This window comes from Pseudomonas sp. FP818, assembly GCF_030687335.1.
GTDB lineage: Bacteria > Pseudomonadota > Gammaproteobacteria > Pseudomonadales > Pseudomonadaceae > Aquipseudomonas > Aquipseudomonas shahriarae.
Genome location: NZ_CP117427.1, coordinates 3,537,890 through 3,549,739, shown reverse-complemented (window position 1 = coordinate 3,549,739; position 11,850 = coordinate 3,537,890). Strand labels below are relative to the sequence as shown.

The 11,850-nt window shown below is 62.8% G+C and carries 9 protein-coding genes and 1 pseudogene; 4 read left to right on the top strand and 6 right to left on the bottom strand.

Annotated elements, in window-relative coordinates; genetic code table 11:
• Positions 1 to 312 precede the first annotated feature (312 nt).
• Together PSH80_RS15785 and PSH80_RS15780 are read right to left on the bottom strand one after the other, a co-directional pair.
• Entirely contained in the window at positions 313 to 1,353 is a 1,041-nt protein-coding gene (locus PSH80_RS15785; RefSeq protein WP_220172375.1) for an AraC family transcriptional regulator, read from the bottom strand.
• Between the two features lie 4 nt (positions 1,354 to 1,357).
• Positions 1,358 to 2,489: pseudogene (locus PSH80_RS15780) on the bottom strand (carbon-nitrogen hydrolase family protein).
• A gap of 211 nt (positions 2,490 to 2,700) precedes the next feature.
• On the opposite strand from PSH80_RS15780, the gene PSH80_RS15775 reads away from it, so the two are divergent.
• Positions 2,701 to 4,740 (top strand): NADPH-dependent 2,4-dienoyl-CoA reductase, encoded by a 2,040-nt coding sequence (locus PSH80_RS15775; RefSeq protein WP_115128504.1) that lies wholly within the window; start codon positions 2,701 to 2,703, stop codon positions 4,738 to 4,740.
• A gap of 57 nt (positions 4,741 to 4,797) precedes the next feature.
• Positions 4,798 to 5,688 (top strand): 1-aminocyclopropane-1-carboxylate deaminase/D-cysteine desulfhydrase, encoded by an 891-nt coding sequence (locus PSH80_RS15770; protein ID WP_057960054.1) that lies wholly within the window; start codon positions 4,798 to 4,800, stop codon positions 5,686 to 5,688.
• Here the strand turns inward: PSH80_RS15770 and PSH80_RS15765 are convergent.
• From PSH80_RS15765 to PSH80_RS15755, 3 genes are all read right to left on the bottom strand, one after another.
• On the bottom strand, positions 5,685 to 6,230 hold the full coding sequence (locus tag PSH80_RS15765) for a cytochrome b (RefSeq protein ID WP_057960053.1): 546 nt from the start codon (positions 6,228 to 6,230) through the stop codon (positions 5,685 to 5,687). The genes PSH80_RS15770 and PSH80_RS15765 overlap by 4 nt on opposite strands.
• A 114-nt stretch (positions 6,231 to 6,344) precedes the next feature.
• On the bottom strand, positions 6,345 to 7,172 hold the full coding sequence (phnX, locus tag PSH80_RS15760) for a phosphonoacetaldehyde hydrolase (RefSeq protein WP_057441522.1): 828 nt from the start codon (positions 7,170 to 7,172) through the stop codon (positions 6,345 to 6,347).
• A gap of 77 nt (positions 7,173 to 7,249) precedes the next feature.
• Positions 7,250 to 8,359: a 2-aminoethylphosphonate--pyruvate transaminase gene (locus PSH80_RS15755; protein ID WP_057444272.1), complete on the bottom strand. Its 1,110-nt coding sequence runs from the start codon at positions 8,357 to 8,359 to the stop codon at positions 7,250 to 7,252.
• Between the two features lie 112 nt (positions 8,360 to 8,471).
• On the opposite strand from PSH80_RS15755, the gene PSH80_RS15750 reads away from it, so the two are divergent.
• The gene (locus PSH80_RS15750; protein WP_120733508.1) at positions 8,472 to 9,332 is read left to right on the top strand and encodes a LysR substrate-binding domain-containing protein; all 861 of its coding nucleotides are present in this window, start codon (positions 8,472 to 8,474) and stop codon (positions 9,330 to 9,332) included.
• Here the strand turns inward: PSH80_RS15750 and PSH80_RS15745 are convergent.
• On the bottom strand, positions 9,302 to 10,207 hold the full coding sequence (locus tag PSH80_RS15745; protein ID WP_200656910.1) for a LysR substrate-binding domain-containing protein: 906 nt from the start codon (positions 10,205 to 10,207) through the stop codon (positions 9,302 to 9,304). The genes PSH80_RS15750 and PSH80_RS15745 overlap by 31 nt on opposite strands.
• A 266-nt stretch (positions 10,208 to 10,473) precedes the next feature.
• On the opposite strand from PSH80_RS15745, the gene PSH80_RS15740 reads away from it, so the two are divergent.
• The gene (locus tag PSH80_RS15740; RefSeq protein WP_305417428.1) at positions 10,474 to 11,799 is read left to right on the top strand and encodes an MFS transporter; all 1,326 of its coding nucleotides are present in this window, start codon (positions 10,474 to 10,476) and stop codon (positions 11,797 to 11,799) included.
• Positions 11,800 to 11,850: the final 51 nt, after the last annotated feature.

Sequence of the window (11,850 nt, the reverse complement as noted above, 5' to 3'; positions counted from 1 at the left end):
CAATGGAGCGCATCACCCTACTGGAAGTTGACATGTGATTGCAATTGCAATGATTGCAGTTGCATTTAAATCGCTCGGTTAAATCCGCGCCTGGCTGCTGCGTTTAATCTTCAAGCGCAGGAACGTCATGCCCCTGTCTTTTTTTCGTCATGACGGCACTTTACGCTGGTGATGCAGGTCACTTACGCCACCTGCTTTGATTAAACAAGGAGTCGACGATGGACGATTATCAAGAAGAGCTGCTGGAATACCAGGCCTTTGAACTGGACCCTTCGCACCCGGCCGACGACGCCACCGAGCTGTAGGCAGGCGTCAGGCGGAATGCCGCTGACTGCGGCGAAATTCCCCTGGGGTCTGTCTGTTCCAGCGCTTGAAGGCCCGTTGAAAGGCTTCCGCTGAGGCGAAACCGAGCAAGTAGGCAATTTCCCCGAACGCCAGTTCGGTATCGCGAATGTAGGTCATGGCCAGGTCGCGACGGGTGTCGTTGAGAATGGCGCGAAACTGCGTGCCTTCCTCGGCCAGTTTGCGGCGCAAGGTCCAGGTCGGCAGTTTCAGGCGTGCCGCCACTTCTTCCAGGTCGGGTTCCCGGCCGCCATTGAGCATCGGCCCCAGTAAACGTGTGATGCGCTCGCGCAGGCTGCGGGTGCGGGTCAGTTGTTCCAATTCCCGTTCACACAGTTGCAGCAGCAAGTGCCAGGTACTGGGGCAGTGCTGCGGGTTGCGCAGGCCAAGGCTGTGCTGGCTCAGGCGCAGTTGATTGAGTTCGGCGCCGAACTGGATCGGGCAATCTCCCAGCACGGTGTAGCTCGCGCTGTAGTCCGGCGCGGCGAATTCGATTTCGATCCGCTCGGCCAATACAGGCTGCTGGCACAAGGTCGCCATCTGCTGCAGCCAACCGGCCAGAATCGAGTCCACCACGAAGCGGTTATAGGCGTTGTAGGGGCTGATGGAATAGAAACGCAGCCAGGCACCCTGGGCGTCTTCATGAAAGCTCGACTGGCCACGGTAGTTGGCGCCGTACAGGGCCTCGAAGCGCGTCAGGGTGCGCGCGGCTTCGCGCACGTTGGGCGCCTGGGCGGCGGTGACGCCGGCCAGGCCAAGTTGATTCATGCGGCTCAACTGGCCCATGCGCAGGCCCAGGCTGGGGTCGCCGGTCAGTTGGATGGCTGCATGGCCCAGGCGCATATAGCGTGGGATCGACAGGCGCGCACCGGGCTCACTCAAGCGCGCCGGGTCGAGGCCGTACTGCAACAGCAGCGGCTGCGGGTCCAGGCCATGGCTGAGGATGGCGTCGGCCAGGGTATGCACGATGCCCACCGATAAGTCCCCGAGGCGCATCGGTGCCGGTTTCATGGGCTTACAGCCACACGTTCAGCAGGCGCGCACCACGCGCGTTGCTGTCGGCGAAGACTTGGCCCTGGGCACTGAGAAAGCTCTGGCCGCTGGTTCCCTGGTCCCAGAATTGCCCGCGCATGAATACGCTCATGCCCGCACCCGCGAGGCTGATGGGAGGCTGGCTGATCAGGCTCAGACGATGCCAGGCTTCGCCTTCACTGAGCTCTTCGGGCTTGAGGCTGACTTCCGGGGGCGTGGACACGCTCTTGAAGCCGCGCCATGGCTTGTCCCAGGTGTCGCGGCCAATCACCAGTGCCGGCACGGCCACCAATTGCGCACCTTGTTCGTTGAGCTTGCGGTAGTTGTCGGGGTACCAGCTGTCGCTGCCCGATCAGGATGCCCAGGCGCCCGGCCGGAGTGTCGATCACGCTGATCGCGTTTTCGTCGCCCGGGGCGATAAAGCCGCGCTCATTGAAGATCGGGTAGAGCTGGCGCTGGGGTTGGCCCAACGGCAAGCCATCGCGGTCGAACACCAGGCTGGTGTTGTACAGCGCGCCATGACCGACCTGCAATTGGCCCTGGCTGACGCTCGGGTTGGGCAGGGCGATGGAGCCGGCCACCAGGGTCACTCCGAACTCTTTGGCCAGACCGCCAAACAGCACCTGGTAATCACGGGCCATGGCCGGCGCCTTCATGCGCAGGTAGGCATCGTCCAGGCGGTTATCGCCCTGGGCACTGATCAGTGCGCGCAGGAACAGCAACGGATTGCTTGCCGACAGCCAGTTCATCGCCTCTTTCAGGCTGGTGGCCTGATACAGCTGGTTTTTTTCGCCACTGACCATCAACCAGGTGCCGACGTGCTCCGGCAGGACCACGATGGTTTTGTCGTTGATCAGGCCCATGTCCCGGGCATTGCGCAGATAGGCCGAGAGCTTCAGGTGCAGGCGTTCCAGGCTCTGGTAGTCGGCGGGGAACAGCTCCGGCTGGATGCCCAGCAGGTTGCCGTGATCGGCGGGAGTGCCCTCGTTCACCGCCAGGTTGATCCGCAGGTCCGACAGGTAATGCCCCACGGGGCGCTCCTGGGTCCAGACCAGATAGGCGGAAACGGCGGCGACCAGGGCCATGGTCAGGGTCAAAGCAAGTAATTTACGCATGGGGGAACAGACAACAGGCCGTGTGCAGGGTTCGCCCCTAGGGTAGGGCCCGTCGTCCCGCTTGCCAAGGGGCGCTGCACATTTGGATCAATAAGTTGTCAGTTTCAGTCATTGAGCGCTAAGGGCGGGGCTCTTAGTCTGTGGGACATAAACCGATGGCCGGCCATTCGAGCCTGCCACGTCCCGTGATGATCCGTTGTGGAGCTGTACCATGACCGCTGCTGCCTACCCGCACCTGCTGGCCCCGTTGGACCTGGGTTTTACCACCTTGCGCAACCGTACCCTGATGGGGTCGATGCACACCGGCCTTGAAGAAAAGCCCGGCGGCTTCGAGCGCATGGCCGCGTATTTCGCCGAGCGTGCCCGTGGCGGCGTCGGCCTGATGGTCACCGGCGGTATTGGCCCGAACGATGAAGGCGGGGTGTATTCCGGGGCAGCCAAGCTGACCACTGAAGCCGAAGCGCTCAAGCACAAGATCGTCACCCAGGCCGTGCACGAGGCGGGCGGCAAGATCTGCATGCAGATCCTTCACGCCGGGCGTTATGCCTACAGCCCCAAGCAGGTTGCGCCGAGTGCGATCCAGGCGCCGATCAACCCGTTCAAGCCCAAGGAGCTGGACGAGGAAGGCATCGAGAAGCAGATCAGCGACTTTGTCACCTGCTCTCTGCTGGCCCAGGTCGCTGAGTACGACGGCGTCGAAATCATGGGTTCCGAAGGTTATTTCATTAACCAATTCCTCGCCGCCCACACCAACCATCGCACCGATCGCTGGGGTGGCGCCTACGAAAACCGTATGCGTTTGCCGGTGGAAATCGTGCGCCGGGTGCGCGAAGCCGTCGGGCCGAATTTCATCATCATCTTCCGCCTGTCGATGCTCGACCTGGTGGAAGGCGGCAGCACCTGGGAAGAAATCGTGCAGTTGGCCAAAGCCATCGAGCAGGCGGGCGCGACGATTATCAATACCGGTATCGGCTGGCATGAAGCACGCATCCCGACCATCGCCACCAAGGTGCCGCGCGGCGCGTTCAGTAAAGTCACGGCCAAGCTGCGTGGCGCGGTGCAGATCCCGTTGATCACCACCAACCGTATCAACACCCCGGAAGTGGCCGAGCAGATCCTCGCCGAGGGCGATGCCGACATGGTGTCCATGGCGCGGCCGTTCCTCGCCGACCCGGAGTTCGTCAACAAGGCCGCCGCTGGCCGGGCCGACGAGATCAATACCTGCATCGGCTGCAACCAGGCCTGCCTGGACCACACCTTCGGTGGCAAATTGACCACCTGCCTGGTCAACCCGCGCGCCTGCTACGAGACCGAGCTCAATTACCTGCCGGTCCAGCAGATCAAGAAAATCGCCGTGGTCGGTGCCGGCCCAGCCGGCCTGGCTGCTGCCACCGTGGCGGCGGAGCGCGGCCATCAGGTGACCCTGTTCGATTCGGCCAGCGAGATCGGTGGCCAGTTCAACGTGGCCAAGCGCGTGCCGGGCAAGGAAGAATTTTTTGAAACCCTGCGTTACTTCAAGCGCAAACTGCAGACCACCCATGTCGAACTGTGCCTCAACACCCGGGTCGATGTAGCGCAACTGGTGGCCGGCGGTTATGACGAGATCATTCTGGCCACCGGTATCGCGCCGCGTACCCCGGCGATTCCTGGCGTGGAAAACCCCAAGGTGCTCAGCTACCTGGACGTGCTTCTGCAGCGTAAACCGGTGGGCAAGCGCGTTGCGGTGATCGGCGCCGGTGGTATCGGCTTCGACGTGTCGGAGTTCCTTGTGCACCAGGGCGTGTCCACCAGCCTGGACCGTGAAGCGTTCTGGAAGGAGTGGGGCATCGACACCCTCCTGCAGGCGCGCGGTGGCGTGGCCGGGATCAAGGCCCAGCCCCATGCCCCGGCGCGTGAGGTGTACTTGCTGCAGCGCAAGGCTTCCAAGGTTGGCGACGGCCTGGGCAAGACCACCGGCTGGATCCACCGTACCGGCCTGAAGAACAAAAAAGTGCAGATGCTCAATAGCGTCGAGTACCTGAAGATCGACGACGCCGGCCTGCACATCCGGATCGGCGCCGAGGGCGAGCCCCAGGTGCTGGCGGTGGACAATATCGTCATCTGCGCCGGCCAAGACCCGTTGCGCGAGTTGCAGGACGGCCTGGTCGCCGCTGGCCAGAACGTGCACCTGATCGGGGGGGCCGACGTGGCTGCCGAGTTGGACGCCAAGCGCGCCATCAACCAGGGCTCGCGCCTCGCCGCCGAGCTGTAAGGCGACACGAGGGGCGGTGTTAGACTACCGCCCCTTTTTTCATGCAGACATGCACTGATGGGTCCTTTCGACTGGCTTCCCCATGCGCCCCTTGAACCTTTGCAACTGGAGTGGCTGAACGGGGTCGAGGTGGCCGTGTTGCGCCTGGACCGCATCGACCCGCTGATCAGCGGCAACAAGTGGTTCAAACTCACCGGGCACCTGGCCGAGGCGCAACAGGCGGGGGCCAGCGGTATCATCAGTCTGGGTGGCGCCTACTCCAATCATCTGCATGCCCTGGCGGCGGCCGGCAAACGCTTCGGTTTTGCCACCGTCGGCCTGCTGCGTGGGCACCCACAAGACACCCCAACCGTCCTCGACCTGCAAGCTTTCGGCATGCAACTGCACTGGCTGGGCTATGGCGGTTACCGCGCGCGCCATGGGCCGGACTTCTGGTTGCCTTGGCGCGAGCGATACCCGGATTTGCATCCCGTGCCCGAGGGCGGCGGCGCAATGACAGGGGCGTTGGGCTGTGGCGTGTTGGTCGAGCAGGTGCGCAGGCAGTTGCACACCCTGGGCTGGGCCGATTACCACGCCTGGTGGCTGGCAGCCGGTACCGGTACCACCCTGGCGGGCCTGGTGCTGGCGGAGGCGGGTGCCCATCTTGTGTACGGGGCCCTGGCGGTGCCGGATGACCACGGCGTTGCGCAGAACGTGCAGGCTATCGTGCAGGGCGGGTATGAGTTGCTGGATGCCAGCCGTGGCGGCTTTGCAAAGGTCGATCCGTTATTGCTTGAGTTTATCCAGGCCACCGAGCGGGCCAGCGGCCTGCCGTTGGAACCGCTTTACACCGGCAAGGCGCTGCTGGCGCTCAAACAACAGATCGAGGCCGGGCGCTTTGCCCCCGGCACTCGCCTGATTTTTGTGCACACCGGTGGCCTGCAAGGCCGCCGGGGTTTTGTGGGTTAACGCTTGGGCAACATGCGCAACACGGTGTTATCCCGCATGAAGTAGTGGTGGTACAGACCCGCCGCGGCATGCAGGCCGATCAGCCAGTAACCGAGGGTGCCGCCCAACACATGCCAGCCTTCGATCTGCTTGGCCAGGTCCTTGTTCTCACCAATCAGCGGTGGCAACTCGATCCCGTAGAACCACACCGAATGCCCTTCGGCACTGACGATCAGCCAGCCAAAGATCGGCATGCCGATCATGAACACATACAGCGCCACATGCATCAGCGTCGCCAGCAGGGCTTGCCATTGCGGCGGCGCGGGTAAAATCTTCGGCGCCACGCCAAGGCTGCGGGCAAACAGGCGCAGCCAGACCAGTACGAATACGGTCAGGCCGAACATGAAGTGCATTTCCTTGATCAGGGTGCGGCCGCCGCTACCCTTGGGGAAAATCCCGCGAAACTCAATGGTGGTGTAGACCAGCACCAGCAGCACTAGCATCAGCCAGTGCAAGGCGATGGACATCGTACTGTAACGGGACTCGCTGTTTTTCCACGGCATCGCGTATTTCCTCACTCATCAGGGGCAAACCTCCGTTCTTTGGCGACGAAGTCCCTTTAGCCTAAACCTGTTATGCAAGGTTTGCCCGAGTGAGGGGCGATGTATTGACGTCGATCAGGCGCTTTGCGGCATTTCACCTCGGGCCAGGCGCTGATTGATGTCGGCGATCACGCCGGGCAGGTCGGTGATGGTGTCGATCAGGTAGTGCGGGCGCGAGCCGGCAAACAGCGTTTCGATGCGCTGGCGTTCACTGGCCAGGGTCGCCGGGTCCAGGGCGCGGAACTGCTCGTAGGTCAGGCCCAGGGCGTTGCCTGAGCAGGTCAGCGCCACGGTCCACATCCCGGCGCGGCGGCCTTCGAGGATGCCCGGCACGGTGTCGTCGATCTTCACGCAGGCCGCCACGTCATCGATGCCCAGGGCGATCACGTTGGCCAGGGCCTGGGCCGGCCATGGGCGGCCATTGGGTACTTCGTCGGTGGCCACGACGTGGTCGGCGATGTAGCCGTTGGTGGCGGCCAACTCGACCACTTTGTCCATCACTTGCTTGGGGTAGCCGGAGCAGGAGCCGATCTTGATCCCTTGCGCACGCAGCGCGGCAATGGTCTCCAGGGCGCCGGGAATCAGCGCCGAGTGTTCGGCGATCTTCTCGATCTGCAACGGCATGAAGCGCTCGTAGATGGCGGTCACGTCATCGTCGGTCGGCGTGCGGCCGAAGGCCTTGCGGTAGCGCTCGGCGACTTGCGGCTGATCGCACAGGGTGCGGATGTGGTCCCACTTGCCCATGCCCATCGGGCCACGGGCTTCTTCGATGGAGACCTGCACGTCGAACTCGGCAAACGCTTCGACAAAAATCTGCGTAGGCGCGAAGGAGCCGAAGTCGACCACGGTGCCGGCCCAGTCAAGAATGGCGGCCTGCAGGGTGTTGGGGTTCTGATAGTTCATGGTTTAAATCCTGTCAGTAAGGGGTAGGAGTCGGCTTGCCGGCGATGGCGGCCGTGAAGGCCCCATCGTCGAGGGAATCAGATTTCGAGTACTTCCATCTCTTGCAGCGCCTGGGCAATCGCCGCCACCGCCGCTTGCATCTCGGCCTGGTTGACATGGCCGATGCAGCCGACGCGGAAGGTCTCCACCTGGGTCAATTTGCCCGGATACAGAATGAAACCCTTGGCCTTGACCCGCTCGTAGAAGTCTTTGAACTGGTAGCGCGGATCGTTCGGCGCATGGAAGGTGACGATGATCGGCGCCTGGATCGCGCTCGGCAGGAAGCTGCGCAGGCCCAGGTCGGCCATGCCATCCAGAAGCGTCTGGCAGTTGGCTGCATAGCGCTGATGGCGCGCCGGCAAGCCGCCTTCTTCGTTGTATTGCAGCAGCGCTTCATGCAGGGCGGCCACCACATGGGTCGGCGGGGTAAAGCGCCATTGCCCGGTCTTGGCCATGTAGGCGTGCTGGTCGAACAAATCCATGGCCAGGGAGTGGCTGTTGCCCTGGGCCGCGGCCAGGGCCTCTTTTTTCGCAAACACAAAACCCATGCCTGGCACGCCTTCCAGGCATTTGCCGGAGGCGGCGATCAGTGCATCGAACGGCACCTGGGCGGCGTCGATGGGCAGCGCGCCAAAGGAGCTCATGGCGTCGATGATCAGGTGCTTGCCGTGGCGCTGGATGACCTGGGCGATCTCCGGCAGTGGGTTGAGGATGCCGGTGCTGGTTTCGCAGTGGATCAGCGCGATATGGGTGATGCTGCTGTCAGCCTGCAACAGCCGGTCGACATCGGCGGCGGTGGTGGGTTGGTCTTCGGCGGTTTCGAAGGTGCTGAACGGGCGGCCCAGCACTTCGCAGATCTTCGCCAGGCGCTTGCCGTACGCGCCGTTGATCAGCACCAGTACCTTGCCATCGCGGGGTACCAGGGTGCCGATGGCCGCTTCGACGGCGAACGTGCCGCTGCCCTGCAAGGGCACGCAGTGATGGCTGTCGCCACCGTTGATGATCGCCAGCAGTTGCTCGCAGAGGCTGGCGGTCAGTTGGTTGAAGCGGTCATCCCACGAACCCCAGTCAACCATCATCGCCTGGCGGGTGCGGGCGGAGGTGGTCAGGGGCCCAGGTGTGAGCAGGATCGGCGCGGCAGTACTCATTCTCATGTCCTCGCAAAGCAGTGGGATGAAGCTACGGGACATAAATTGCAGTTTGGCTTGTCATCAATCAAATTGTTTGTTGTTATGCCAGCCATCAGTGAGGCCGATAGCTATGAATCTTTTCCAACTCCGTGCATTTGACGCCGTGGCCCGGGACGGCAGTTTTACCCGTGCCGCCGCACGCCTGTTTATCAGCCAGCCAGCCGTGACCGGGCATATCAAGGCGCTGGAAGAGCACTACCAGATCACCCTGCTGCGGCGTACCGCGCGGCGCGTCGAGTTGACGGAGGAGGGCATCAAGCTGGCGGCCATTACCCGCAGTATCTTCGGCCTGGTGGATGAAGCGCAGACCCTGCTCGAAGCCAACCGCCAATTGCTCACCGGGCGCCTGGAAGTGGCGGCGGATGGCCCGCATATGGTCATGCCGATGCTGGCCAAGCTGCGTGCCCGTTACCCGGGGATTACCGTCAACCTGCGCCTGGGCAATGCCCAGGAAACCCTGGCGGCGCTGCTGTCCGAGCATGCGGATGTGGCCGTGTTGACCGAGGTCGAGCCGCGCAAGGGCGTGCACCTGCAACCCTTGAACGAATCCCGTATCTGCGCCTTGGTACCGGCTGGCCACCCATGGCTGGCGGACCCGGCGGGTATCCGTCTGGAGCAGTTGGACCAGGTGATCATGGTACTGCGCGAGCCCAGTTCCATTACCCGCCGCACCTTCGACGACGCCTGTGCCAAGGCCAGCGTGCAGCCCAGGGTGTTGCTGGAACTGGACAGCCGCGAAGCGGTGACGGAAGCGGTGGCGGCCGAGTTGGGGGTGGGCGTGGTGTCGTCGGTGGAAGTCAGCCGCGATCCGCGGGTGCACGCGATTCCCATCCGTGGCGACGGGCTGCTGAACCAACATATGCTCGGCTGCATGGAGCGGCGCCGGGAATTGCGCTTGATTCAGGCGTTCTTCGAGTTGGCTTCGGGCTGATCTTCGCGCAGGCTTTCGCGGACAATCTCCAGAAAGGTCACCACTACCCGCCGCGAACTCTGTTCCTTGAGGCACACCAGTGTTTCCTTCATGCGCTGGGTGCAGTCGCGGATGGGCATGGCATACACCCGTGAATCGGCGCCGAACTCCGACGCCGACACCACGCCCACGCCAATCCCCACCACCACCGCCTCGCGCGCGGCTTCGCGGCCTTCCACCTGGATCGCCGGGCGGATGCGCAGCCCGGCCTGGTGCATCTCGCGCTCCAGGGTCTGACGGGTCACCGAGCCGGTTTCCCGCAGGACCAGAGGCGTGTCGTCCAGATCCGCCAGTTCGATGGACTCGCGCCCGGCCCACGGGTGGTTGCGGGCGACGAACGCCAGCATCGGGTCATCACGCAAGGGGATCGAGAGCAGGCGCTCATCGTCGACGTCACGCCCCACCAACGCCAGGTCGGCCTGATAGTTGTAGAGGCGGTACAGCGCATCATCGGTGTTGCCGGTCTCGATTTTCACGGTGATTCCCGGATAACGTTCGCAAAACCGGGCGATTTGCGGCAGCACATGCACCGGGGCGTCCACCGCCAGGGTCAGGCTGCCGGTTTGCAGGGCCTTGGAGTCTTGCAGCAGCTCCTGGGCTTCGGCGGCGATGACAAACAGGCGCTGGGTGATACTCAGCAGGCGCTCGCCGAGGTCGGTCAGGCGCACCGAGCGTTTGTTGCGATGGAACAGCAGCACGCCAAAACGCTCTTCAAGCTTGCGCACTTGGTCGGAAATGGCCGGCTGGGTGAGGAACAACCGTTCGGCCGCCAACGTGAAACTGCCATGGACAGCCACGGCATGGAAGGCTTTGAGTTGGGCGTGGGAAACCGACATGGCGCGACCTCTTACAAGCTGAGCTTATATTTGAAATACGATAAATCGATTTTACCTATTAGTCAGCCATTGCTTTGATAGCCCTCAGTCGCCGTAGGTTGAGTCCTACAACTTCGGCGATCATGAGCCCTTGCGTGCAACCTTGCAGGACTCATCTGACCAGTACCCGGTGCTCTGCCACCCGGTACTGCAGTGCAAAACAATAAAAACACAGGCAATTGCTTCTCGATTCTGCCGGCACACTCACACCTGAGGTCAGAACCACCATGAATATCCCTATGGGTAGCATCAAGCGTTGGCGCGTGCAGATTTTCGCCATCACCTGGCTGGCATATGCCGCTTTCTATTTCACCCGCAAAGCATTTTCCGTGGCCAAGTTAGGGATCGTTGACGACCCGAGTTTCCCGCTGGACAAGATGATGATGGCCAACCTGGATGGCCTGTACCTGGCGGCCTATGCCGTCGGCCAGTTCACCTGGGGCATGCTCGCCGACCGTTTCGGCCCACGGGTGGTGGTGTTGGGCGGGCTGGTGATTTCGGCGGCTGCCGCCCTGGTCATGGGCACGTTTGCCACCTTGCCGATCTTTGTCACGTGCATGTTGATCCAGGGGTTGGCGCAATCCACCGGCTGGTCGGGGCTGTGCAAGAACCTCGGTAGTTTCTTCCCGGCGCAACAGCGCGGGCGGGTGCTGGGCTTGTGGAGCTCGTGTTACGCGTTTGGCGGGCTGGTGGCCTCGCCCTTTGCCGGCTGGTGGGCCTACACCCTGATTGGCAGTTGGCACGCGGCATTTATCTCCAGTGCCGCGGTGGTGGCGGTGGTGGCGGTGCTGTTCTTTATTTTCCAGCGCAACACGCCACAGGACGTCGGCCTGCCAGAAGTGGAGCCCGAGCCGGCAATGAGCGCCGAAGAGCAGGCGGCGGCGAAAAAAATCAGCATCCTTGAGCCGTTGCGCGAGATCTTGCGCAACCGCACGGTGCTGACCCTGGGCCTGGCGTACTTCCTGTTGAAACCGGCGCGTTACGCGATCCTGTTGTGGGGCCCGGTGATTGTCTATGAGCAGATGCCCTCGGTGGGCAAGGTCGGCGCGGCCATTGTGCCCACGGCGTTCGAGCTGGCGGGGTTGTTGGGGCCGATCATGATTGGCCTGGCGTCCGACAAACTGTTCGGCGCCCGGCGCATGCCGGCCTGTGTTCTCAGTTTGTTGGCGCTGACCGTGTGCCTGGCGCTGTTTATGGGGGCGTTGCATACCGGCAGTGTGATGTTGGTGATGGCTTTGCTGTTTGTCATGGGCCTGACCCTGTACGGGCCGGACTCGATGATCAGCAGCACGGCGGCCATTGACTTCGGTACCGCCAAGGCCGGCGCAACGGCGGCGGGCTTCGTCAATGGTTGCGGCTCGGTGGGCGCGATCCTCGGTGGCCTGCTGCCGGGCTACTTCGACACGGTGACGGTGTTTATCGTGTTCGCCGGCGCTGCCCTGTTTTCCTCGCTGGTGCTGATGCCTTATTGGAACGCCCGGCCTGCGGTATTGGCGCAAGTGGGCGACTTTGTGCCGGATCGCACGGTGGCAATCAAACCCCTGCGCACCTGAGGTACCTGCAACGCTGGCCGGTTTTTTGGTGGAACGATGGGTTCTTGCCCT

Coding starts and splice junctions, on each gene's coding strand:
- phnX (WP_057441522.1), bottom strand. CDS start 7,172: ATGAACTATCAGAACCCCAACACCCTGCAGGCCGCCATTCTTGACTGG.
- PSH80_RS15765 (WP_057960053.1), bottom strand. CDS start 6,230: ATGCCGTGGAAAAACAGCGAGTCCCGTTACAGTACGATGTCCATCGCC.
- PSH80_RS15770 (WP_057960054.1), top strand. CDS start 4,798: ATGGGTCCTTTCGACTGGCTTCCCCATGCGCCCCTTGAACCTTTGCAA.
- PSH80_RS15750 (WP_120733508.1), top strand. CDS start 8,472: ATGAATCTTTTCCAACTCCGTGCATTTGACGCCGTGGCCCGGGACGGC.
- PSH80_RS15785 (WP_220172375.1), bottom strand. CDS start 1,353: ATGAAACCGGCACCGATGCGCCTCGGGGACTTATCGGTGGGCATCGTG.
- PSH80_RS15740 (WP_305417428.1), top strand. CDS start 10,474: ATGAATATCCCTATGGGTAGCATCAAGCGTTGGCGCGTGCAGATTTTC.
- PSH80_RS15775 (WP_115128504.1), top strand. CDS start 2,701: ATGACCGCTGCTGCCTACCCGCACCTGCTGGCCCCGTTGGACCTGGGT.
- PSH80_RS15745 (WP_200656910.1), bottom strand. CDS start 10,207: ATGTCGGTTTCCCACGCCCAACTCAAAGCCTTCCATGCCGTGGCTGTC.
- PSH80_RS15755 (WP_057444272.1), bottom strand. CDS start 8,359: ATGAGTACTGCCGCGCCGATCCTGCTCACACCTGGGCCCCTGACCACC.